Annotated in this window: 23 protein-coding genes and 1 riboswitch; of the genes, 16 read left to right on the top strand and 7 right to left on the bottom strand. The window is 50.1% G+C overall.

Annotation, left to right across the window (positions count from 1 at the left end):
* The first annotated feature begins 167 nt into the window (after positions 1–167).
* Genes yehD through OGY35_RS24120 form a run of 4 tightly spaced genes read left to right on the top strand, consistent with a single transcriptional unit; the run spans position 168 to position 5008 of the window.
* Positions 168–716: a fimbrial protein YehD gene (gene yehD, locus OGY35_RS24135; protein WP_286633686.1), complete on the top strand. Its 549-nt coding sequence runs from the start codon at positions 168–170 to the stop codon at positions 714–716.
* Positions 717–775: 59 nt separating this feature from the next.
* The gene (locus OGY35_RS24130) at positions 776–1459 is read left to right on the top strand and encodes a fimbria/pilus periplasmic chaperone (RefSeq protein ID WP_286633685.1); all 684 of its coding nucleotides are present in this window, start codon (positions 776–778) and stop codon (positions 1457–1459) included.
* Positions 1460–1472: 13 nt separating this feature from the next.
* Positions 1473–3962, top strand: a complete 2490-nt coding sequence (locus tag OGY35_RS24125; RefSeq protein WP_286633684.1) for a fimbrial biogenesis outer membrane usher protein — start codon at positions 1473–1475, stop codon at positions 3960–3962.
* A 14-nt stretch (positions 3963–3976) separates the two neighbouring features.
* Complete coding sequence (locus OGY35_RS24120; RefSeq protein ID WP_286633683.1) at positions 3977–5008, top strand: putative fimbrial-like adhesin protein; 1032 nt, start codon at positions 3977–3979, stop codon at positions 5006–5008.
* A 76-nt stretch (positions 5009–5084) separates the two neighbouring features.
* Here OGY35_RS24120 and rcnB read toward each other — a convergent pair whose 3' ends face one another.
* On the bottom strand, positions 5085–5411 hold the full coding sequence (rcnB, locus tag OGY35_RS24115) for a Ni(II)/Co(II) efflux transporter accessory subunit RcnB (RefSeq protein ID WP_286633682.1): 327 nt from the start codon (positions 5409–5411) through the stop codon (positions 5085–5087).
* A 744-nt stretch (positions 5412–6155) separates the two neighbouring features.
* Between rcnB and OGY35_RS24110 the strand changes: the two genes are divergently transcribed.
* A complete protein-coding gene (locus OGY35_RS24110; protein ID WP_286633740.1) occupies positions 6156–6590 on the top strand; it encodes a hypothetical protein in 435 nt (144 codons plus the stop codon).
* A 167-nt stretch (positions 6591–6757) separates the two neighbouring features.
* Here the strand turns inward: OGY35_RS24110 and OGY35_RS24105 are convergent, their stop codons facing one another.
* Entirely contained in the window at positions 6758–7591 is an 834-nt protein-coding gene (locus OGY35_RS24105) for a YadA C-terminal domain-containing protein (RefSeq protein WP_286633681.1), read from the bottom strand.
* Between the two features lie 507 nt (positions 7592–8098).
* A riboswitch (TPP riboswitch) is annotated at positions 8099–8196 on the top strand.
* A 31-nt stretch (positions 8197–8227) separates the two neighbouring features.
* On the opposite strand from OGY35_RS24105, the gene thiM reads away from it, so the two are divergent.
* Genes thiM through OGY35_RS24090 form a run of 3 tightly spaced genes read left to right on the top strand, consistent with a single transcriptional unit; the run spans position 8228 to position 10601 of the window.
* A complete protein-coding gene (gene thiM / locus OGY35_RS24100) occupies positions 8228–9016 on the top strand; it encodes a hydroxyethylthiazole kinase (RefSeq protein ID WP_286633680.1) in 789 nt (262 codons plus the stop codon).
* Complete coding sequence (gene thiD, locus OGY35_RS24095; RefSeq protein ID WP_286633679.1) at positions 9013–9813, top strand: bifunctional hydroxymethylpyrimidine kinase/phosphomethylpyrimidine kinase; 801 nt, start codon at positions 9013–9015, stop codon at positions 9811–9813. The genes thiM and thiD overlap by 4 nt, the downstream gene beginning before the upstream one ends.
* 41 nt (positions 9814–9854) lie before the next feature.
* Positions 9855–10601, top strand: coding sequence for a GntR family transcriptional regulator (locus OGY35_RS24090; protein WP_042318035.1), 747 nt, complete (start codon positions 9855–9857; stop codon positions 10599–10601).
* Here the strand turns inward: OGY35_RS24090 and OGY35_RS24085 are convergent.
* From OGY35_RS24085 to OGY35_RS24075, 3 genes are read right to left on the bottom strand one after another with little or no spacing between them, the layout of a single operon-like run.
* Positions 10575–11540 carry a PfkB family carbohydrate kinase gene (locus tag OGY35_RS24085; protein WP_286633678.1) on the bottom strand — a complete coding sequence of 322 codons (966 nt, stop codon included), beginning with the start codon at positions 11538–11540 and terminating at the stop codon, positions 10575–10577. The two genes, OGY35_RS24090 and OGY35_RS24085, sit on opposite strands and share 27 nt — an antisense overlap.
* Complete coding sequence (locus OGY35_RS24080; RefSeq protein WP_286633677.1) at positions 11537–12541, bottom strand: ADP-ribosylglycohydrolase family protein; 1005 nt, start codon at positions 12539–12541, stop codon at positions 11537–11539. Before OGY35_RS24080 ends, OGY35_RS24085 begins: the two co-directional genes overlap by 4 nt.
* The gene (locus OGY35_RS24075; RefSeq protein WP_152403651.1) at positions 12538–13809 is read right to left on the bottom strand and encodes a nucleoside permease; all 1272 of its coding nucleotides are present in this window, start codon (positions 13807–13809) and stop codon (positions 12538–12540) included. The genes OGY35_RS24080 and OGY35_RS24075 overlap by 4 nt, the downstream gene beginning before the upstream one ends.
* A gap of 250 nt (positions 13810–14059) precedes the next feature.
* On the opposite strand from OGY35_RS24075, the gene fbaB reads away from it, so the two are divergent.
* From fbaB to OGY35_RS24035, 8 genes are all read left to right on the top strand, one after another.
* A complete protein-coding gene (gene fbaB, locus OGY35_RS24070) occupies positions 14060–15112 on the top strand; it encodes a class I fructose-bisphosphate aldolase (protein WP_178823629.1) in 1053 nt (350 codons plus the stop codon).
* A 200-nt stretch (positions 15113–15312) separates the two neighbouring features.
* Positions 15313–16188 (top strand): tagatose bisphosphate family class II aldolase, encoded by an 876-nt coding sequence (locus OGY35_RS24065; protein ID WP_286633676.1) that lies wholly within the window; start codon positions 15313–15315, stop codon positions 16186–16188.
* A 17-nt stretch (positions 16189–16205) separates the two neighbouring features.
* A complete protein-coding gene (gatZ, locus tag OGY35_RS24060; protein ID WP_286633738.1) occupies positions 16206–17471 on the top strand; it encodes a tagatose-bisphosphate aldolase subunit GatZ in 1266 nt (421 codons plus the stop codon).
* Between the two features lie 68 nt (positions 17472–17539).
* Positions 17540–17992: a PTS galactitol transporter subunit IIA gene (gene gatA / locus OGY35_RS24055; RefSeq protein ID WP_286633675.1), complete on the top strand. Its 453-nt coding sequence runs from the start codon at positions 17540–17542 to the stop codon at positions 17990–17992.
* A 32-nt stretch (positions 17993–18024) separates the two neighbouring features.
* Positions 18025–18309: a PTS galactitol transporter subunit IIB gene (gene gatB / locus OGY35_RS24050; protein WP_286633674.1), complete on the top strand. Its 285-nt coding sequence runs from the start codon at positions 18025–18027 to the stop codon at positions 18307–18309.
* 3 nt (positions 18310–18312) lie between these two features.
* Entirely contained in the window at positions 18313–19668 is a 1356-nt protein-coding gene (locus OGY35_RS24045) for a galactitol-specific PTS transporter subunit IIC (protein WP_286633673.1), read from the top strand.
* 49 nt (positions 19669–19717) lie between these two features.
* On the top strand, positions 19718–20758 hold the full coding sequence (gene gatD / locus OGY35_RS24040) for a galactitol-1-phosphate 5-dehydrogenase (RefSeq protein ID WP_286633672.1): 1041 nt from the start codon (positions 19718–19720) through the stop codon (positions 20756–20758).
* A 104-nt stretch (positions 20759–20862) separates the two neighbouring features.
* The gene (locus OGY35_RS24035) at positions 20863–21636 is read left to right on the top strand and encodes a DeoR/GlpR family DNA-binding transcription regulator (protein WP_286633671.1); all 774 of its coding nucleotides are present in this window, start codon (positions 20863–20865) and stop codon (positions 21634–21636) included.
* A gap of 11 nt (positions 21637–21647) precedes the next feature.
* Here OGY35_RS24035 and yegS read toward each other — a convergent pair whose 3' ends face one another.
* Positions 21648–22547 carry a lipid kinase YegS gene (gene yegS / locus OGY35_RS24030; protein WP_178823627.1) on the bottom strand — a complete coding sequence of 300 codons (900 nt, stop codon included), beginning with the start codon at positions 22545–22547 and terminating at the stop codon, positions 21648–21650.
* Between the two features lie 396 nt (positions 22548–22943).
* Positions 22944–24305 (bottom strand): prephenate-dependent tRNA uridine(34) hydroxylase TrhP, encoded by a 1362-nt coding sequence (gene trhP / locus OGY35_RS24025; RefSeq protein WP_286633670.1) that lies wholly within the window; start codon positions 24303–24305, stop codon positions 22944–22946.
* Positions 24306–24313: the final 8 nt, after the last annotated feature.

Here is a 24313-nt window from a genome sequence, read left to right as displayed (position 1 = left end):
ATAGTCATTCCCTTCTTTATTTATTGAAATTATGTTTCATAATTTTATTTGCGTTAAATCAATAAAACAATGCGTTTACATTGCGGCAACGAACCGTCTATGAGAATTTACGCCCCGAGATAAGCCCTTTCTTAACAAATAGACATAATTCAATTCAGGAAAATATTATGAAGCGTTCAATTATTGCCATCGCTGTTCTTTCATCTGTTTTTATCAGTGCTGGCGCAGTGGCTGCAGCGGGTGATACCTATGATTCCGGCGTATTAAAAATTAACGGTAAAGTGGTTGGGACTACGTGTCAATTTATTGACTCAAATACTGCGGAAATCAGTCTGAACGAAGTGGGTATGGATAAACTGAGTTCGCTTACCGTCGGTCAGGCTTATACTCCGGTGGTTAATGGAACTCAGCAACCGTTGAGAATTAAGTGTGAAGGGAATAAAACGCTGCGGGTAACATTCTCTGCCAGTCAATTTGATGATAAAAAAGTTACGTTTAATAACAGCGATGCAAAAGGGGTAGGTTTTGCGGTTTACTACGGTAATGATAAAAAACAGATTGATCCTGCCGGGAAAATGGACCTCGCTCTCGAAAAAAATGCAAATGGCGAATATGAACTCAACTTCTTCGCCCGTTATGCTCGCCTGAATAATAGTGATGCAGTTAAAGCCGGTAGTGTAAGTTCAACACTGACGCTGACGGTTGTGACAGACTGATATATGATACCGGCGGTACTTACCGCCGGTTCCTGGTGAGTAAGGCCGCGCAATTAAATATGAAAAGACTGGTTGCAGTATTATTATCTGCCATAATTCTACCTGTCCACGCAGGCATTGTTATTTATGGCACTCGGGTCATTTACCCGGCAGAAAAAAAAGAAGTGGTTGTCCAATTGATGAATGAGGGCGGTAGCGCCTCGCTTGTGCAATCATGGATTGATGAGGGCGACACGTCATTACCCCCGGAGAAAATCCATGTTCCTTTCATGTTAACGCCACCGGTGGTGCGTGTCCCAGCCAGTTCCGGGCAACAGCTAAAAATTAAGAAAATGGCCAATGCATTACCAGAAGATAGAGAAAGCCTGTTTTATTTGAATGTTCTGGACATCCCGCCGAATAACGTGGAATCGACAGGTAAAAACACGCTCAAGTTTGCCATGCAAAACAGGATTAAACTTATCTGGCGTCCAAAAGGAATTACTGTCGTCAATGATGATAGCTTTCGTCAGTTAGGCCTGTCCGCAACAGGTAGAACTCTGACTTTGAGGAATGGCACCGCAAACTGGATTACTGTTGCCGATATTAATACAGGAACGGTGAAAATAAATGATAAAGCAATCATGCTGGAACCGTTCTCTGCGCAGACCGTAAATACGAAGTCTGCTGTCGAAAGACAATATGAATTAACTATTATTGACGATAGCGGAAATTATATTAGCAGCAAAGTGAATGTAAAATAAACAGGAGTTGATTATGCCGCGGATGACCCCTGTTGCATTACTTATATTATCTATTTTGTTATCTCATCAGGTTCACGCCACAGCGACAGAAACATTTGACACCCATTTTATGATGGGGGGAGCAAAAGATCAGAAAGTTTCAAACTTTAGTCTTGATGACAGCAAGCCACTTCCCGGCCAGTATGAGCTGGATATTTATGTCAATAAACAATGGCGTGGCAGATATGAAGTTAACGTTGGTGATGAACCCGATAATGTTTGTCTGACTGATGATATTTTGCATAACCTCGGTGTCATAACCGACGATCTGAAACCACAGGTACCCGATCGGTGTATTACATTAAAGCGCGCGATCAGAAGCGGCAGCTATACATTCGATATAGGCATTTTTCGTTTGGATATGAGTGTTCCGCAAGCCTATGTTACACAAGTGGAGGCGGGTTATGTTTTACCAGAGAATTGGGAACGCGGAATTAACGCTTTCTATACGTCATATTATGTGAGTCAGTATTACAGCGATGATCAACGTTCAGGACGTAACAAGAGTACTTATGTGCGATTTAACAGCGGATTGAACTTACTGGGGTGGCAGGCTCATGCGGATACCAGTTTTGACAAAGCAGAGGCCAGTCAGGGGGAGTGGAAAAGCAATACGCTGTATCTTGAGCGCGGTTTTGCGCCAATTCTTGGCACATTACGTGCCGGTGATATGTATACGTCACCCGATATATTCTCGTCCGTACGATTTAGCGGTGTTCGCCTGTTTCGCGATATGCAAATGCTACCGAACTCAAAGCAAAATTTTACGCCGCGGGTGCAGGGGATCGCGCAGAGTAATGCTTTGGTTACCATCGAGCAGAATGGCTTTATCGTTTATCAAAAAGAAGTTCCGCCAGGACCCTTCTCAATTGCTGATATGCAACTGGCAGGCGGCGGGACAGATTTGGATATAACGGTACGCGAAGCGGACGGTTCAGTAACAACCTATCTGGTGCCCTATGCTTCAGTCCCCAATATGCTACAACCGGGGGTGTCGAAATATGACTTTGCGGCCGGGCGTAGCCATATCGAAGGTGCGAGCAACCAGTCCGATTTTGCACAGGCCAGTTATCAGTACGGATTAAACAATTTACTGACACTTTTTGGCGGTACCATGTTTTCTAATCACTACCATGCGTTTACCTTTGGTACGGGCTGGAATACGCGCATTGGCGCGATTTCTATGGACGCCACCCGGTCACACAGCGAGCAGGATAGTGGCGAGGTATTTGACGGACAGAGCTACCAACTCGCCTATAACAAGTATTTGGCGCAAACCGCGACCCGTTTTGGACTTGCGGCATATCGTTATTCATCGCGCGACTATCGGACATTTAACGATCACGTCTGGGCGAATAACAAAAACAGCTATCATCGTGATGAAAACGATGTTTACGACGTCGCTGATTATTATCAAAACGATTTTGGCCGTAAAAATACTTTCTCGGCAAACATCAGTCAGACGTTGCCGGAGGGATGGGGCGCTGTTTCATTGAGTTCGCTGTGGCGAGATTATTGGGGACGAGGGGGGAATAGTGAAGACTATCAGCTCAGTTATTCAAATAGCTGGCAGCGGATTAGCTATACATTCTCAGCGAGCCAGACCTATGATGAAGACCATCGCGAAGATAAACGTTTTAACCTGTTTATTTCGGTTCCGCTTGACTGGGGGGACGGTATTACCACACCGCATCGTTACCTGAGCATGTCAAATTCAACCACCTTTGATGAGAATGGACTGGCGTCAAATAATATCGGCTTAAACGGAACGACGGGCGATCGCGATCAATTTATTTATGGTGTTAACCTGAACCACCAACGACAGGATAATGAAACGGCCGTGGGGGGAAACGTCACCTGGAATACCCCGATAGCGGCCATTAACGGCAACTACAGTCAGTCGTCGCAATATCATCAGGCCGGCGGAAGTCTTTACGGGGGCGTAGTGGTGTGGTCTGGCGGCGTGAATTTATCGAATCGACTTTCGGATACGTTTGCTATTATGCAAGCGCCGGGTCTGGAAGGTGCCTACGTTAATGGACAAAAATATCGGACGACCAATGCTAACGGGACGGTCGTCTACGATAATCTGACGCCCTATCGCGAGAATCACCTGCTGCTTGATGTATCGCAAAGCGACAGTGAAACCGAACTACGTGGTAACCGTAAAAACGCATCCCCATACCGTGGTGCAGTTTTGCTTGTGCGTTTTGATACCGACCAGCGCAAACCGTGGTTTATTAAGGCCCAACGCCCGGATGGCGCGCCATTAACCTTTGGCTACGAAGTGAATGATGTCCACGGGTACAACGTGGGGGTCGTGGGGCAGGGAAGCCAGCTTTTTATCCGTACGAATGAAATTCCGCCTGAAGTCAGCGTGGCGGTTGATAAAGAAAAGGGACTTTCATGTTCAATCACTTTCGATAAGACGATTGATGAAAGTAACGTCTATATTTGCCGATAGTGTCGGATACCGCTATGAAACTCAATTTTTTACTTTTACTGGTTCTGATGGTGGTGCTGCCCGCATCTTACGCAGGGTGTAAAGGAAATATCTCCTACGAGGATAATCTTATTATACGTGAAGATTTTTCTATAAATTCCTCACAGTCAGAATCCTATACTCATCAGTTTAACGATCTCACTTGCGTAGGGACGAATACTATTAGTCCATTAAAAACATCGGATGTTATTGTTGGATTGTATGATGATACCGTTAAGCTAGCGTTGAAATTTACGTGGGTAAATAGTTCTGATATCAGTCTGGCAAGTGGAAAAGGTGATTTTTCAGCGAGCTATCGGGTCGATGTTTCGCCTGCAAGCAGTGCTGCATCTGTGAACATCTCAGCGGGGTCAGGGAACAGCGTCTATATCAAAGATGTGACTTCACTTTCCAGCGCAACGGCTACTTCTCAAAGTTCAGCACTCTTTACCTTAGTGGTTTGTTTACTGTCGGGTAAAGCGTGGGAACCTTGCATCACAAGTTATCATAACTCGCTTGCAAAGGACGGCGGATTTTACTCTGCGAATTTGCGTTTAACCTACAACAGAAAGCAGACGACCTGCAAACCTGAAGAGTTGAATATTGTACTGCCTGACATTGCTCTTTCAGAACTTGCTGCAAACGGAAAGATTGTCAGCAAAAATGTTACCGAAAATATTCGATTGCAGTGTGATAATCTTTTTGGTGACCGCAAACAGACGTCACGCAAAATGGTGACGTATCTCTCCAGCAGTGATTTAGTCGCGGGAAGCAGTTTTATTCTTCGTGGCAGTGCAGACAATGGCGTTGGGTTTGTTCTGGAGAATAATAATCAAGTCGTCAATATATCCAGCGTGACCGGACAAGGTGACGCAACCACATTATGGAAAGTGGATAAGCCAGGAGACGCGGTGAACAGCAATACTGTGAACATTCCCATCGTTGCCAGCTATTACGTTTATGACAAAAGTAAGGTGAAACCGGGCAATCTCAGCGCTACCGCGTTAATTTATGTGAAGTATGACTGACTGTGCCTGGGGTTATCCTGATTACGTTAACGATAAAGCAAGCGCTTGAATTCCCCCTCAGTCCGAGGGGGGATTTTTAGCGGTGATAAAAAATCTCGCCATCGTAGGCTTTGATAATTTTGCCGTCAGCGTCATTGATCAGCACATACGCACCGCCCATATAGGTCCAGTGCGTCCCGGCATCCGGTGCGGGTAAATTTCGCAACTTCCACTGCTTGATGCTGTACTCGTCGGTACGATACATCTCTGGCACCGTATCGCCTGGTTTGAAATGAGTGAAGTCAGCGATGAAGCCGCTGAGTTCGTACTGATCAATCCCCTTCGCGGCGACGGTTGTGGCGGGTGCGGCCCAGACTGCGCTGGATGCGAGCAGCAGCGCGCCCATCACCAATTTGTTCTTCATACTTCTACGCTCCACTGTTAGAACCTTCAAAATCAATCGTGTATCTTTCCCGGCCTTCATGATGACTGACAAGCGCTGGTTTGTTAGATTCCCGGAAATTTCGTAAAAAATGTAAACCTGTTTTTCGTCTGACAACTGCACTATAGAAGAATTCGGCCAAAAATGATGGCGTCAGACAGCGTTTTCGGACCACTGGCTACCCATGCCACGATCCCCAGATGCAGAAATGCAGGCGTTCGGCATACATCACTCCAGCGATGAAGCCCATAGAGACCAGAAGGAGATACAGAAAAAGATAAAGGACTATCAACTTTAACGCACTGGGTTTCATATTGAAATAGGTTTCATAAACAGAGACGTTTTAAATATTTTCGAAGATAACAGTTAATCAATGGCAACAGATAAATCACCCTGCACGATACTATGGCGTAGTAGGCGTTTTTTGATCTTGATAAATATCATAATATTAAATGTATTTAAGATTGTGGATAAAAGAATATATGATGACATTGTATCTTTGTACCTCCTTCGTTAATTAATTGCTAATTGAATAAATCAGAATGAAAAAACAGCCAGGAGTACTCTTATTATTCATGCCGGGAGCGCGTTTTGATATCAGCACTACATGAATTATATTGACAGAACAGAACGGCAAAAATATCCTGCACGTGATCTGTTGATATAAAATTCGCGGCTGGCCAGCTGCGTTATTCTTTTTGTTAACTAATGATGGTGATGGCAGTGATGAAAGCGTTAAGCCTAAAAAAGAGTGTTTATGTTCTGGTTATAGCCAGCGTATTGTCTGGTTGTGTTTCGGAAGAAGAACGCCTCGCGCGCTGTGAAGCTAAAGGCGTGAGCCGTGATGTTTGTTATCAGGTCGATCGCGCTAATCAGCAAATGATCGACAACAATGCGCAACAAAGCGCTTATGCCAATGCCCGTGCTGCGGTAAAACAGCATGCGCAGGCCACGAAGAAAAAAAGCGTCTATTACTATGACGGGATGGAAATCAAAAAGGTGAGCACGGGTTTGAATATTAATGGTTTGCCAGCGTCTCTCGTGGAGAAAGAGGAAAGCGCTACCGTTTATCAGCAAGGTTTACATTATTTTATCGTGTACAACACGGGACGCCTGGCAGTACTTAATAACCAGCGTCAGATGCTGGGCTGGGCAAAATAAAAAGCCATCGCTTTCTAATCTGCTGTTCTTACCGCGGGTCAGGCAAAGCTGATTTCAGTCGCGCCAGGAATAAGACAATAAACGCCGACGATATCAATATTCATGTGGCGCTTCAGGTTGAAGCGCCACCATTTTAACCGATACCTTAGCGTCGTTTCACTATATTCTTACCAGCCTAATGAAGCAGAAGCCGCGACGACGGAATCACCATCAGACGTTCCGGCATAGCTAACCGTTGCGGCGACATTCTCCGCGAATTTATGACGATAACCCATGGCATAACCTTGCTCACTTTTAAAATCAGCAGCGCCAACAGCAATAGCATTATCAGTGTCTACATAGTGAAGTCCGGCGATAGACGCGGCTCCAGCAATACCACTACGGTATTCTTTACGATCGTCGTTTTGCTGCTTTTCCATCGAAGAGAAGCGCGAATTATTTTGATTTTCCAGGGTTGTAATACGCGTTTCATGGTTAGCTAACTGTGTGGTGTGAGTCTGAATGACGCCATCTTGTGCTTTTTGTTTTGTTTGCACGTTAGCCACAGCGACCTGGTTAGTCGTTGTATGCTGTAAAGCCGTGTCTGCTTTACTACCATTAGTGCTAATTAACACGTTTTGATCGTTATCGACAATTTTCTGGTTTGCTTTGTTAGTGGCAATATCATCACGATTCTTAATGATTGCCTGGCCGTCATATTGTTCATCCAGAGTGACACGTTTTACCAGGTTATCATGATCGGTACGAATTTGTTGTGCATAAGTGGCAACATTATTCACCTGAGTTACATCCGCTTTACCCGCTTCCAGAGCGGATATTTGTCCTTCATGCTTTTGTAAATCATACGTAGCGCCATCAATACCAGAGACAAAAAAAGCCCCATTGGTCGTGGGATTCGTGACCACTGCATCAACGTTAGCCGCCAGGGCCGCAGGGGCAAGGGAAGCAAACAGAGCAGAGAAAACGGCAACAGCAATAATGGATTTATTTACAGATTTCATTTCAAAGTCTCACATTCAAAACACTATATATAAACAGTTATTTCCACTCTTTTTAATTGCGAGTGTGATTTAACAGTTGTTAATAAAAATGGATGTCAACATTAATAATACGTTCAGAGCATCTTGATTAAGATTTTCCTTAATTCGTGAGGCGAACTATCCACTAATGGAGGGCTAATAATCTTGACTTGGATCACATTTGAATTTAATAAGTAAAGAGGCGTGTCGAGTTATGGTTGGATTATTTTAATGTAAACATTAATAACCCATGCAGCATAAGGTGTCGGCATAATAAATATATTTCTGAAGAGGCGAAAATATTTTTTCATGCCTGGTTCAAATAATGGATTTCTTACATTAATAATGATTATGCTGCTTATAAGCGTTGGCGGCGTTTTGTCCTGAAGATGCTGTTGTTGTTACGCACAGAAAAACTCCTTGCACCTGCTAGGTACCGGCGGTTACACTAAATATTGACATTTTATATGTAATTCATTGTTTTATAAGTAATTTGACTCGGGGTGCCCCTTTTCATGAAGGGCTGAGAAATACCCGTACCACCTGATCTGGATAATGCCAGCGTAGGGAAGTCAGACACTGCTCGTGTCCCTTCTTCGCGCGGGCAGGAGCGTAATCATGCAGCCTGACCTGCACAGCCGCGAACATGCGGTTCGTACCTTAAAACAATTTCGTACCCTTTCTCCGTTAACACACTGTATGACCAATGACGTCGTGCAGAGTTTTACCGCCAATACGCTACTGGCTTTGGGCGCTTCTCCGGCGATGGTGATCGAGCCGGAAGAGGCTCGCCAGTTCGCTGCCCTTGCCAGCGCCTTACTTATTAACGTGGGTACGCTGACCCAGCCGCGCGCACGCGCAATGCGAACGGCGGTTGAGCAGGCGAATAGCGCAAAAACGCCCTGGACACTGGACCCCGTTGCCGTGGGCGCGCTCGAGTATCGTCGTCGTTTCTGCTTTGAACTCCTGGCCTTAAAACCCGCAGCCGTTCGCGGTAATGCTTCGGAGATCCTGGCGTTAGCCGGTGAAGACGCCGGGGGACGTGGAGTGGACGCCACCGACGCGGTCGCAACGGCCCTGCCAGCGTCGCAGATTCTGGCACGTCAGACTGGCGCTATTGTGGTGGTCACCGGTGAAGTGGATTACGTCACGGACGGCGAGCGCACGCTGAGCGTCACCGGCGGCGACCCGTTGATGACGAAGGTGGTGGGCACCGGGTGCGCGCTTTCCGCCGTGGTGGCCGCCAGCTGCGCGCTGCCCGGAAACCGAATCGAAAATATCGCGTCTGCCTGCGGGTGGATGAAACAGGCGGGACGGATTGCCCGCAAAACCTGTCACGGACCCGGCAGTTTCATTCCGGCGTTTCTCGACGCGCTTTACACCCTGGAGACGGAGGTCGCAGCATGAAGCGGATTAACGCCTTGACCATCGCCGGCACCGATCCCAGCGGTGGCGCAGGTATTCAGGCCGATCTGAAAGCTTTCTCGGCGCTCGGTGCTTACGGCTGTTCGGTGATTACTGCGCTGGTGGTGCAGAATACGCGCGGCGTGCAGTCGGTATATCGCATTGAGCCGGATTTTGTCGCCGCGCAGCTCGATTCAGTGTTCAGCGATGTACGCATTGATACCACCAAAATCGGCATGCTGGCGGAAACCGATATCATCGAGGCTGTGGCGGAGCGTTTACAGCGCTATCAGGTGCGGAATGTGGTGCTCGACACGGTCATGCTGGCGAAAAGCGGCGATCCGTTGCTGTCGCCCTCTGCCGTTGAGACATTGCGCAAGCGACTGCTGCCGCAGGTTTCACTGATTACGCCCAACCTGCCTGAAGCGGCAGCGTTGCTGAATTGTCCGCATGCGCGCGCAGAAAAAGAGATGCTGGAACAGGGACGGGCGCTGCTGGCGATGGGCTGTGGCGCGGTGCTAATGAAAGGCGGCCATCTGGATGATGCGCAAAGCCCCGACTGGCTCTTTACGGCTGACGGTGAGCAGCGCTTTACCGCACCGCGGGTGATGACCAAAAACACGCACGGCACCGGTTGCACGCTCTCTGCGGCGCTGGCCGCACTGCGTCCTCGGCATGCTGACTGGGCAGGGACGGTGCAGGAGGCGAAAGTCTGGCTGTCGGCGGCGCTGGCGCAGGCGGATACCCTGGAGGTTGGGCACGGCATTGGACCTGTTCATCATTTCCACGCGTACTGGTAGCGTATATACTGGCAGCAGACTGGCTGTCAGGAAAAAGACTCATGGAACAAGCGCATACTCAACTTATCGCGCAACTGAACGAACGTATTTCAGCGGTGGATAATACGCCGCTCTATATCAAGTTTGCCGAGACGGTAAAAAATGCCGTGCGCAGTGGAGTGCTTGAGCATGGCAATATTTTGCCCGGCGAACGAGATCTCAGCCAGTTGACCGGCGTCTCACGCATCACGGTGCGTAAAGCGATGCAGGCGCTGGAAGAAGAGGGCGTGGTGACGCGTGCGCGCGGCTATGGTACGCAGATCAACAATATCTTTGAGTATTCGCTGAAAGAGGCGCGTGGTTTTTCTCAGCAGGTTGTCCTGCGCGGGAAAAAGCCGGACACCTTATGGGTCAACAAACGAGTCGTTAAGTGTCCGGAAGAGGTGGCGCAACAGTTGGCGATTGCCGCCGGCAGCGATGTGTTTTTGCTTAAGCGTATTCGCTACGTTGATGAAGATGCCGTATCTATTGAAGAGTCGTGGGTGCCCGCGCACCTCATTCATGATGCCGATGAGATAGGCATATCGCTGTACGACTATTTCCGTAGCCAGCACATCCACCCGCAGCGCACCCGCTCGCGGGTGAGCGCAAAGATGCCGGATGCCGAGTTCCAGTCGCATATCCAGATGGACAGCAAAGTGCCGGTGCTGGTGATAAAGCAAGTGGCGCTTGACCAGCAGCAGCGCCCCATCGAATACAGCATCAGCTACTGCCGAAGCGATTTATACGTCTTTGTGTGCGAGGAGTAACTCCTCGCGAAACGGCGCACAGTCACCGCCGCGATGTCCGACGACCCACGAGGCCACGGCGTTGCCGAGCAGCACCGCGTCCGCCAGCGACCAGCCCGACGCCAACCCGGCCAGCATCCCCCCCGCGTGACTGTCACCCGCGCCAATCGTATCAACGACCAGCGTTGGAAAGGCGGGGACATGACCAGAGGATGACGTACTGAAAAACCAGGCGCCCTCTTTGTCATGGCGAACGATCAACGGTGCCGCAAATCGCTTCACCCATTGTGCGCCCAGGTCTTCCACATCCGAGCTCAGATCGAACCGTTGGGCCGCGATTTCAGCTTCCTGACGATTGAGCGACACCAACGGGCGACAGGACAGAATGCGCGCCATTAGCGCATCAGGTATATCGCCAATGCGCGGACCAAAATCGATAAACGGCATCATCTGATCCAGACCTTCCAGCCACTGCACCAGCAGTTCGCCGCAGGGTGAGGCCAACTGATAGCCCGAGAGATAAATCAGGCTATTACGCGGGATGGTGAGTTGGGCCAGCCAGTCAGCGTTCCACTGGTTCTCAACGCCGCTGAATGACATGAACGTGCGCTCGCCATCCGGCTCGACCAGTGCCAGACACCAGCCGTTGTCGCCTTCTGCGGTCTCAATGAGGCTGTGTAACCCTTCTTTCGCCATCCGGTTACGAATGATATCTGCCCACACGCCCTGGCCCAGCGGCAGGGCATTACCGGCATCAATGCCCAGCCGTTTCAATGCGACGGCGATGTTCAGCGCGCAACCGCCGACGTTAACACCTTGCTGCTTTAGCTCAATGTCACAACCGCGCCAGGGCAGAGCATACGCATCGGCAATGACATCGATAACCGCTGCGCCGATGACCGTGACTGGTTGGCGAGTCGTTAAACCTGGCAGCAGTTCGGCTAAACGTGAAGCGTTCATGACTCCTCCCGACGTTGGCGCAGACGGGCAAGCGCCGTAGCATAGCGGTTGAAATCGAGCTGATTGACCGTATCCAGCTCCTGTTTCCATGCCGGATTAATGGCGCCAACGCCCTGCAACGCACCGCAAATGGCCGTTGCCATCGCCCCAATGGTATCGGTGTCGCCACCAAGATTTGCGCACAGAATAGCGCAACGATTGGGATCGGTTTGCGCCAGTTCGACCATCGCAATAGCGCACGCCACCGATTCGATCGTGCTGGTTCCCGCACCAATCACCTGATACAGCTGTTCGCTGGCCGCTTCGGCACCGTCGGCATGACGCACAATTTTTAGCGCCATCTCCAGACGTGCACAGAGCGACGCGCTAAAGGTGGTGATTCGCTTTTGCTGGGCATGCAGGGCGATGGCGGGGAGCGAATCAACGATCGTTGCCCAGGAATCGCCTTCGATCGCCCGTGAAATCGCCCATGCCACCACTACCGCACCGGCGATAGCCAGATCCGATTTGTGCGTCGGGCTGGAGGCCAGCGCGACGTCGTCGATAAACGCATCCAGATTGCGCGCTGGCAGCAGGCATCCCAACGGCGACACGCGCATGGCCGCGCCGTTGGTGACGCCATTGTTCTCCAGTTCCGCCACCGGTTTCCCGTCGCGAATGGCGTTCAGGGCGATTTTCGATGTCGGCCCGAGGACGTTTTTGTTGAAGGCGTCAAAGCGCAGCGCCCAGTCGAGAATGTTACGCCCAATCAGATCCGGGTCGATCTCACCGTCGCGCGCCAGCAGGGCATCTGCCAGACAGAGCGCCATTGAGGTATCGTCGGTAAATTCTGCGCGGCCAAAATAGCAGGCCGCATTGTTTTCTTGCGGGCCCGGCAGAAAGCGGTCAATCCAGCCAAAGTGCGCTTTAACGCGGGTTCTCGGCCACAGTTCTGACGGCATACCCATCGCATCCCCTAACGCCTGCCCGTAAAGAGCACCGAGAATACGTTCTGCTTTCATTTCACTTCCCCTTGTGTCAACGCAGTATCGCGAACCTCAATAGCGGTAATTTCTTTGTCCGATTCGCGAAAGAAAATCATAAACAGCACGGCAATCACGGCGATCATCACCGCCCCGAATGTCCACATGCCCGCCCAGTTGAAGGTGAGGCCGTTGACCGGCTCCTGATAGGCAAACATTTTTTCCATCATTACGCCGCCGAGACGGTAACCCAGCAGGCTGCCGAATCCCTGACAGCAGAGTGTAATCAACCCTTGTGCGGCGGTACGCATATGCACTGGCGCTTTTTTATCGACGTAGATATACGCCGTCACATAGTAGAAGTCATAGCTCACACCGTGCAGCAAAATGCCGAGGAACAGCAGAGCATAGGTGAAGTATTCGTCTGCGCTGCCGTAAATGAAGAAGCCATAGCGGATCGCGGCAGTGATAAGACCAAGGAGTAATACCTTTTTGATACCAAAACGCTTGGTAAAGAAAGGCAACGCCAGCATAAAGAAGATTTCAGAGAATTGACCGAGGGTCATCCAGCCGGTGGCGTTTTTCATCCCCACTTCCGTCAGATATCCATTGGCGAAGATGTAATAGAACGCCAGCGGCATCGCGAACAGGAACGAGCAGAAGAAAAAGACGAGGAAGTTTTTATCACGCAGCAGGGTAATCGCATCCAGACCCAACATGACTTTAAAGTCCATCTTGCCGGTGCTTTTCGGCGGCGTATCCGGCAGGAAGAAGGCAAATACGCCCAGCAGCGCAGAGCTGGCAGCCGTCACCAGCAGTGGGATGTTGGTTGGCGATATATCGTTATAACCCAGCATTTGCGGCAGGAATCCACAGGCGAGACCGGAGGCAATCCAGCCGATGGTGCCCATCACACGGATGCGCGGGAAGTCGCGCTCCACGTCCGGCACGTTGGCAAATGCGATGCTGTTGGTCAGCGCAATGGTCGGCATATAGGTCAGCGAGTAGGCCAGCAGCAGCGGGAAGAATCCACCGAACGTCGTCTGCTGAGCGGCAAAATACATCAGCACCGCACCGGCGAACATCAGAACTGCCAGCACCTTTTGCGCCGAGAAAAATCGGTCAGTCAGAGAGCCCACGAGGATCGGCGACAGAATCGCGGCGATTGCAGTACAGGCGTAAGACCAGCCAATCTCACCGGCGGTAAAACCACTTTTACTCAACCAGAGCCAGAGCGGAACAAACCAGGCTCCCCAGATAAACCATTCAACGAACATCATGAACGACAGCTTCACTGTAGTTTTCATCTTTAAATCCTTCATGACAGGTAAGGTACGTCATGACAGTACCATTTAATAATACCTTTTAAATACCTTTGAGGCGAAACCTTGACCGTCTTAACACTTTTTCGTCAGTGAATCGTGCCAGCGGATAACGCTGAAAAATGCCCGAAAGATGGAAAAAATGGCCGGTCAGTACCAGACTTATGGCTGCCCGCAAAACGCGGATCAGGACAATTCACATTCCGACTCATTCGGAACTTACGGGAGCATAGCTATGACTGATATTGCGCAGTTGCTTGGCAAAGACGCCGACAGCCTCTTACAGCATCGTTGCATGACCATACCCTCTGACCAACTCTATCTACCCGGACATGACTACGTCGACCGCGTGATGGTGGATAACAACCGTCCGCCTGCAGTGCTGCGTAACATGCAGACGTTGTATAACACCGGGCGTCTGGGGAAAACGGGTTATCTGTCAATTTTACCGGTCGATCAGGGGGTGGAACACTCGGCAGGTGCCTCGTTTGCCGCCAACCCGCTCTATTTCGACCCGAAAAATATAGTTGAACTGGCGATCGAAGCCGGATGTAACTGCGTAGCCTCGACCTATGGCGTGCTGGCCTCCGTATCGCGCCGTTATGCGCATCGCATTCCGTTTCTGGTAAAACTCAACCATAACGAAACCCTCAGCTATCCGAATACTTACGACCAGACGCTGTACGCCAGCGTGGAGCAGGCGTTCAATCTGGGGGCGGTGGCCGTAGGCGCAACCATCTACTTTGGTTCAGAAGAGTCGCGCCGGCAGATTGAAGAGATTTCTGCCGCCTTTGAACGGGCGCATGAGCTGGGGATGGTCACCGTACTGTGGGCCTATTTGCGAAATTCTGCGTTTAAAAAAGATGGTGTCGACTACCACGTCTCCGCTGATTTAACCGGACAGGCGAACCATCTGGCGGCAACCATTGGCGCGGATATCGTCAAACAAAAAATGGCAGAAAATAACGGCGGATACAAAGCCGTGAACTATGGCTATACCGACGATCGCGTCTACAGCAAGCTGACCACGGAGAACCCTATCGATCTGGTGCGCTACCAACTGGCAAACTGCTATATGGGGCGTGCAGGGTTAATCAACTCCGGTGGTGCAGCGGGCGGCGAGACCGACCTGAGCGACGCGGTGCGTACTGCGGTTATCAACAAACGCGCGGGCGGAATGGGTCTGATCCTCGGTCGCAAAGCCTTCAAGAAATCGATGGCTGACGGCGTGAAACTGATTAACGCCGTGCAGGATGTCTATCTCGACAGCAAAGTGACGATTGCCTGATAGTATTTCAGTCTGTCCCCAACGGCTTCCCGGAGAAGCCGTTTCTTTTGCCATTTCCCCCGTCTTCAATAAATAGACCTCCCTGCTGAAACACTCCCGTTTTTCATAAATTCATTTTTATGATCGAAATCACGACATTTTAAAACGAATGCTTACAATATGTTTTGAATTCGAAAGAAATCGATAGGATATGAAAGATTATGTATGTGATTTCAACAAACCAAATGCTCAGGCAAGCACAGCGTGGCAGGTATGCAGTTCCGGCGTTCAATATTCACAACTTAGAGACGATGCAGGTGGTGGTTGAAACCGCAGCCAGACTCCATGCACCGGTCATTATTGCGGGAACACCCGGTACGTTTGCGTACGCTGGAACCGAAAATTTGATTGCACTGACTCGCGCAATGGCGCGGCATTTCAGTCACCCTCTGGCAATTCACCTCGATCACCATGCCGGGTATGACGATATTGCACAGAAGGTTTGTCAGGGCGTGCGCTCAGTCATGATCGACGCGTCATCTCTGGCCTATGACCAAAACGTGGCGGTGGTGAAAAAGGTGGTGACGTTTTGTCACTATCACGATGTCAGCGTAGAGGCTGAACTCGGTCAGTTGGGAGGACAGGAAGACGATCTGTCGGTCAACAGCGAGGATGCTTTATATACGTCGCCCTCACAGGCTGGCGACTTTGTGTTAGCCACCGGGATTGATTCGCTGGCTGTGGCGATTGGTACTGCTCATGGAATGTATACGGCACCGCCTGCTCTCGATTTCGGCCGCCTTGATGCGATCCGCGACCGGGTCAGCGTGCCGCTGGTGCTACATGGCGCGTCGGGATTGCCCTCTGGGGCGATACATAAAGCGATCAAGTCTGGTATCTGCAAAATCAATGTCGCTACTGAATTAAAAAATGCGTTTTCGTCTTCCCTGAAACGTTATCTACAGGATAACCCCCAGTCTACCGATCCCCGGGACTATCTCCAGCCAGCAAAACTCGCCATGAAAGAAGTTGTGGAGAAAGTCATTGCTGATTGTGGTTGTGAAGGTAAGGCGTACGCGCGCAGTCCATCGATTTAATTTAACAAGGAGAAATGATGAAAGAACTTATTGCACGTCATAAGGCAGGTGAACACATTGGGATTTGTTCTGTATGTTCAGCGCATCCACTGGTGATCGAAGCTGCGCTGACATTCGATATTGCCAGCTCCCGCAAGGTGCTCATTGAAGCGACGTCAAACCAGGTGAATCAGTTTGGCGGTTATACCGGGATGACGCCTGCGGATTTTCGCGAGTTTGTCTACGCCATTGCCGACAAGGTGGGGTTTTCGCGTACGCGAATCATCCTTGGCGGCGATCACCTGGGTCCGAACTGTTGGCAAAATGAGCCTGCGGATTTCGCGATGGAAAAATCTGTCGAGCTGGTGAAAGCCTACGTTGCCGCGGGGTTCTGCAAAATTCATCTGGATGCGTCGATGTCTTGCATGGGTGACCCGGTTCCACTGGCACCTGAAACTGTTGCCCAACGTGCCGCGATACTCTGCAAAGCAGCTGAGGACGTTGCGACAAACCTCCAGCGGGAGCAACTCACTTATATCATTGGTACAGAGGTGCCGGTGCCGGGTGGGGAGGCCAGTTCAATTGCCACGATTCATGTCACTCGTGCAGAGGATGCGGCAAACACATTGCGCACGCATCAGAAAGCATTTATTGCAGCAGGACTGACGGAGGCGTTATCACGCGTCATTGCGCTTGTTGTGCAACCCGGCGTGGAGTTCGATCACAGTCAGATTATCCATTATATCCCGTCCGCGGCCCTTGAGCTTTCTGACTGGGTTGAGGGAACCAAAATGGTTTATGAGGCACACTCGACGGATTATCAGACCAAAGAGGCTTACCGGTCACTCGTTCGCGATCATTTTGCCATTCTGAAAGTCGGACCGGCGTTAACTTTCGCTTTGCGTGAAGCGATTTTTGCACTCGCGAAAATTGAAAACGAGCTTATTGCTCCGGAACAGCGCAGCGGTACCCTTGAGGTGATTGATGAGGTGATGTTGAATGAGCCTGAGTACTGGGAAAAATATTACCACCCGATATTCAGTGAGTCGCTACGGGATATTCATTACAGCCTTTCAGATCGTATTCGTTATTACTGGCCGCACAGTCGCATTAAACAGTGTGTGAACACTATGCTGGCCAGACTAAATGAAGTCGATATTCCTCTGGGAATGCTTAGCCAATATCTTCCCAAACAATTTGAACGTGTTATTGCCACAGAGTTGCAGGCCACACCTCATGCTCTAATAATCGACAAAATCTACGATGTATTGCGTGCCTATCGCTATGGTTGCGTACTTGATTAAAATAAGGAGATAAACCGAAATTCGCTAAAATGTCTTTGGCCTTTATTACTCATCTCATCGAGATAATTATGACTCACTTATTTATTTGTACCGGAGCATCTTTTGCCGATCGTACGGCGGTATTAACGCACATTGGTAAAGAGATGCTGGAAATGGGCGTCGTACATGAAACCTATCCAGCTGCACTTCTGGCACGTGAAGAAGTCTATCCTATCGGTATTTTACTGGATAAACATGCGGTGGCGATCCCCCACTGTGAAGCCATTCACACTAAGTCACCGGCCATATACCTGATAAGGACTGCCGCGCCGGTCCACTTTCAACAGGCCGATGATGATAATGAACTTGCGGTCTCTTTAATCATTGCATTGATTGTTGAAAACCCAACGGAGCAATTAACACTGTTACGTTGTCTGTTTAGCAAACTCCAACAAGCGGAGGTGATTGAATCACTCATTGCGTTACCGGAAAGAGAATTACAGGCGTACTTCAGAGAACAGATTTTACTTACTGATAAATAGAACCAATACCTTCAATATAAAAAGGAATTCTAATGAAACGAAAAATAATCGTTGCCTGCGGCGGGGCGGTTGCCACGTCGACAATGGCCGCAGAGGAAATAAAAGAGCTATGTCGTGCCCACAATATTCACGTTGAGCTTGTTCAGTGTCGGGTAAATGAAATTGAAACATATATGGATGGCGCGGACTTAATTTGTACAACTGCAAAAGTTGATCGTGCTTTTGGTGATATTCCATTAGTACACGGAATGCCATTTATTTCCGGTGTGGGAATAGAGGCATTGCAGAATAAAATTCTGGATATCTTACAGGGGTGACCTATGTTTGCGGACGTAATGCGTTATATCCTCGATCTTGGTCCGACGGTGATGCTGCCGATTGTGATCATTATTTTTTCTAAATGTCTGGGAATGAAAGCCGGAGATTGTTTTAAATCAGGACTGCATATCGGGATTGGTTTTGTGGGGATCGGGTTAGTTATTGGCCTGATGCTGGATTCTATCGGTCCGGCCGCAAAAGCAATGGCGGAAAATTTCGATCTTAATCTGCATGTCGTGGATATTGGCTGGCCTGGTTCTTCGCCGATGACCTGGGCATCGCAGATTGCGCTTATCGCCATATCGGTGGCCATCGGGGTGAATATCCTCATGCTGGTGACCCGCATGACGCGAGTCGTGAATGTTGATATCTGGAATATCTGGCATATGACGTTCACTGGCGCACTGCTGCATCTTGCGACTGGCTCCTATTGGATAGGTATTCTCGGCGTCGTTATTCATGCTGCCTTTGTCTATAAACTGGGCGACTGGTTTGCACGAGATACACGGGATTTTTTTGAACTTGAGGGCATTGCTATTCCGCACGGCAGTTCGGCATATCTTGGCCCCATCGCCGTGCTGGTGGACGCCATTATTGAAAAAATACCCGGTGTTAATCGGATCACGTTCAGCGCCGATGACATCCAGCGCAAATTTGGTCCATTCGGAGAGCCTGTCACGGTGGGCTTTGTGATGGGGCTGGTTATTGGCGGCCTTGCAGGATATGACGCAAAGGGTATTTTGCAACTGGCGGTTAAAACAGCAGCGGTGATGCTGCTGATGCCCCGCGTCATTAAACCGATTATGGATGGATTGACGCCGATAGCCAGACAGGCACGCAGCCGCCTGCAGGCGAAGTTTGGCGGCCAGGAGTTTTTAATCGGTCTCGATCCGGCCCTGTTACTGGGCCATACCGCCGTCGTTTCCGCCAGTTTGATTTTTATTCCATTGACCATTCTGATCGCTGTCTGCGTACCGGGTAACCAGGTTTTGCCTTTTGGCGACCTGGCAACCATTGGTTTTTTTGTCGCCATGGCGGTCGGCGTGCACCGGGGCAATCTGTTTCGCACGCTGATATCGGGCATCATCATCATGAGTATGACATTGTGGATTGCCACGCAAACTATTGGCCTGCATACACAACTGGCGGCAAATGCCGGGACGTTAAAAGCCGGGGGAATGGTGGCCTCTCTTGATCAGGGCGGTTCCCCGATAACCTGGTTATTAATTCAGCTATGTTCACCCCAAAATATTCCTGGCTTTATCATCATTGGCGCTATTTATCTTGCTGGCGTTCTGATGACCTGGCGGCGTGCCCGGGGGGTTATTGCTCAACAGAAAATCACTGCCGTAGAATAATTTCTAAATAAGGGGGATACATTCCCCCTTGATATCTCAGGAGTAGTCAATGAAATCAGTCGTTAATGATACTGACGGCATCGTTCGTCTTGAAGAACGTCCCATGCCTGAAATTAACCACGAGCATGATGTTTTGGTCAAAATCGCCAGTTCTGGAGTTTGCGGCTCCGATCTGCCGCGCTTATTTAAAAACGGGGCGCATTATTACCCTATCACGCTAGGTCACGAATTTAGCGGTACCGTCGAAAAATGGGGATCAGGGGTGACAGATTTACATACGGGTGACGCCGTTGCCTGTGTTCCGTTATTACCCTGCTTTGAATGTCCGGAGTGCCAGAAAGGTTTTTATTCTCTCTGCATAAAATATGATTTTATTGGTTCGCGGCGGGATGGCGGTTTTGCTGAATATATTGTAGTGAACCGAAAAAACCTGTTCGTCCTTCCCGCGGAAATGGCGATTCACGATGGCGCTTTTATTGAACCCATTACCGTAGGGCTACATGCATTCCATCTTGCACAGGGGTGTAAAGATAAGAATGTCATTATTGTGGGGGCCGGAACCATCGGCCTGCTGGCGATCCAGTGTGCTGTCGCGTTGGGCGCGCGCAGCGTGACGGCGATTGATATCAATCCCGAAAAGCTGATGCTGGCAAAGTCGCTTGGCGCAACACAGACCTGGAATGCCCAGGAACGGGCGATCAGTGAAATCCAGGCGGCATTGCATGACATTCGTTTCGATCAGTTGATTCTTGAAACAGCAGGCGTGCCGCAAACGGTATCACTGGCTGTTGAACTGGCGGGACCACATGCGCAGCTGGCGCTGGTCGGCACGTTACACCAGGATCTGAATCTCAGTTCGACGACGTTTGGCAAAATTCTGCGTAAAGAGTTAACCATCATCGGGAGCTGGATGAACTATTCCAGACCCTGGCCGGGTGTGGAGTGGGAAACCGCCACTCAACTTCTGGCAGAACGTCGGCTAAGCCTTGAGCCGCTTATTGCTCACCAGGGGGGATTTGAGAGCTTCGTGCAGCAGGTTCAGGAGATCGCACAAAACCCAATGCCAGGCAAAGTATTACTTATCCCGTAAACCGTTGGGCCGGTATTACTCCGGCCCATGAATGCCCAAACAGATCATTCACCATTTGTTCCCCTTCGTTTACACTATGCGCAATTGAATATGGGTAAATCACAATGAATTCATTTGAGCGAAGGAACAAGATTATTCAGCGAGTGAACGAGCAGGGCACGGTGCTGGTTCAGGATCTTTCGAACATTTACTCCGCCTCTGAAGCGACGATCCGCGCCGACTTGCGGTTTCTCGAAAAAAAAGGGGTAGTGACGCGCTTTCACGGCGGGGCCGCGAAATTAACGGTGGGCCATCCTGACACAGAAATGCAGGAGATCGGGTTTAAGGAACGATTTCAGTTAGCCAGCGCGCCTAAAGTCAGAATTGCCCAAGCGGCGATAAAAATGATCAACGAAGGGATGACGATCATTCTCGATAGTGGTAGTACAACGATGCTAATTGCAGAAGCGTTAATGACGGCAAAAAACATCACTGTTATTACCAATAGTCTGCCGGCGGCATTTGCCCTGTCAGAAAATAAAGATATTACCCTGGTTGTTTGTGGCGGTACCGTACGCCATAAAACACGCTCTATGCATGGTGTTATTGCCGAACGCTCTTTGCAGGACATCAATGCCGACATCATGTTTGTGGGAGCGGATGGGATTGATGCTGTTAATGGTATAACCACATTCAACGAGGGATATTCCATCAGCGCCGCCATGGTCTGCGCGGCGAATAAGGTTGTCGCCGTTCTGGATTCAACCAAATTCAATCGTCGCGGATATAATCAGGTTCTGCCAATAGAGAAAATCCATTACGTCATTACGGATGATGCGATTGGCGAGCAGGATAAAACGTCGTTAAAAAATACGCATATCCATTTAATTATCGTCTGAGCCACCGTGAACTAACGCAATAGCGGACAATCCGGCGGCAACCGACACCGCAAGGCGGCGGGCAGGATTTCGATATGAAATTCCTGTCCGCTCAACGGTTCGCCGTCCAGATTAAAGGTGATGTCATGCGGGGCCCGGATAGCAAACCAGGCGGAGGCACCATCGATGATATTGGGATTCTCCTCCTGCGGTTTCAGGGTGGAAAACAGCGCGGGGAGGATCTCTTCACCGGTAAAAATCCGCAGTTGCAGCAGACCGTCGTTGATCAACGCATTCGGGCACAACTGCTGTCCGCCGCCAGCCTGACGTCCATTACCAATTCCAATCACCAGCGCGTCACCCTGCCAGTGGAAGTTTTCGCCACGGATTTCGCAGCGATCTGGCTTAAGCGTATCCATGCGCATCAGGCCGTGAATGATGTATGACACACCGCCCAGCGCGGCTTTCAGTTTTTCCGGTGTCTCAGTGGTGATACGTGTGCCAAAGCCGCCGGTGGCCATATTGATAAAACAGGTTTTATCGTTGACCTGCGCCATATCAATCTCAATGGCGTTGCCGACAATCGCCAGCTTCAGCGCCTTATCCAGCTCAACAGGGATCCCGACGCTGGTGGCAAAATCGTTGGCGGTGCCCAGCGGCAGGATGCCGAGTGCCGGAATATCGGGACCCTCACAGTGAATCAGGGCTGTCGACACCTCGTTAATCGTGCCGTCACCGCCGCCCGCGATCACCGTTTCAACGCCCAGACGACGGGCTTCTTCAACATAACGTTCAGCATCGCCTTTTTCCCAGGTGACGCGAACGTGAATCTCTACTCCTTCGTCGCGGAGCAGCCCAATGGCTTCCCGCAGTACGGGGTTATCTGCACTTTTACCATTCAGAATCAATACGCTGGACGGGAAATGATCCATTCCTTTTTTGCCTGTTTGTTTTTGAAAGACCTGAAGAAAGTGTATAGCAGAAACGAAAGGAGGAGGTCAGAACAGGACTAAAATACGCACACAATATACTATTTTTGCAAACTAAATCGCGGTACAGAAAGGCGGCAAATGAACGAATCCCTGGGAGCATAGAATTACTATGTGACCAGGGTGAGTGAGTGCAGCCAACGCATCAGTACCGCGATTTAAGCCGCAAAAAAATAAGCCTGCGTAAGGGAGATTACGCAGGCTAAGGAGGTGGTTCCTGGTACAGCTAGCATTTATGGGTTATGTTTTTCAGCGAAATGGATAATACCCTTAAAGAACGAAGCGGTATGTGATCGGTTTCTAAGATTCATCCTGGCGTGAAAAAATAACCCTGATTAACTATTTAGCGTGCGGATTACGCGTCGATTCGCCGGAGAAATTGCGCATTAACAGCGCATAATCCAGCATCAGATCCTGCGGAACAGGGATCCATACGGTATAACCGTCACCAGGTGCTACCGGCATCGGCTCGCCCTTGGCGTTTTCCATCTGCGCTAACGTGAAGTTAACGTTGCCCAGCGGGGTCATCAGTTCCAGACTGTCGCCAACGGAGAATTTGTTCTTCACCGCCACGGCGGCGAGGTCGCCTTTCCGCTCACCGGTAAACTCGCCCACGAACTGCTGACGCTCGGAAACCGAGTAACCATATTCGTAGTTTTGATAATCGTCATGGGTGTGGCGACGCAGGAAACCTTCGGTGTAGCCACGATGCGCCAGGCCTTCCAGCGTTTCCAGCAGCTGTGGATCAAACGGTTTGCCGGCAGCGGCGTCGTCAATCGCTTTACGATAAACCTGTGCGGTACGCGCGCAGTAGTAGAAGGATTTGGTACGGCCTTCGATTTTCAGCGAATGCACGCCCATCTGTGTCAGGCGTTCAACGTGGGCGATGGCGCGCAGATCTTTCGAGTTCATGATGTAGGTGCCGTGCTCGTCTTCGAACGCGGTCATGTATTCACCCGGACGCTGGGCCTCTTCAATCATAAACACTTTATCGGTTGGCGCCCCGATACCCAGCGTCGGCTCCACATTTTGTACCGGGATCGGCTCGTATTTGTGAACGATGTTACCGACCACATCTTCTTTGCCTTCCTGCACATTGTATTCCCAACGGCAGGCATTGGTGCAGGTGCCCTGGTTCGGGTCGCGCTTATTGATATAGCCAGAGAGCAGGCAGCGGCCAGAGTAGGCCATGCACAGCGCGCCGTGAACGAAGATCTCAATCTCCATCTCCGGCACCTGATTGCGGATCTCTTCAATCTCTTCCAGCGACAGCTCGCGAGACAGAATCACGCGGGTCAGCCCCATCGAGTGCCAGAATTTTACCGTGGCCCAGTTTACGGCGTTGGCCTGGACGGAGAGGTGAATTGGCATCTCCGGGAAGTTTTCACGCACCAGCATGATAAGCCCCGGGTCAGACATGATCAGGGCATCCGGACCCATTTCCACCACCGGCTTCAAATCGCGGATAAAGGTTTTCAGCTTCGCGTTATGCGGCGCGATATTCACTACCACGTAGAATTTTTTACCCAGCTCATGGGCTTCATTAATGCCGAGCTGCAAATTCTCGTGGTTGAATTCATTATTGCGCACGCGCAGAGAGTAACGCGGCTGACCCGCATAGACGGCATCTGCGCCATAGGCGAAAGCGTAACGCATATTTTTCAGCGTTCCCGCCGGGGAAAGGAGTTCCGGTTTAAACATAATTTTCT

The sequence above is a fragment of the Citrobacter sp. Ct235 genome, from assembly GCF_030332305.1.
GTDB classification, from domain to species: domain Bacteria; phylum Pseudomonadota; class Gammaproteobacteria; order Enterobacterales; family Enterobacteriaceae; genus Citrobacter_A; species Citrobacter_A telavivensis.
The sequence above is the reverse complement of the archived record's forward strand: the minus strand, read 5'-3'. Positions and strand labels throughout refer to the sequence as shown.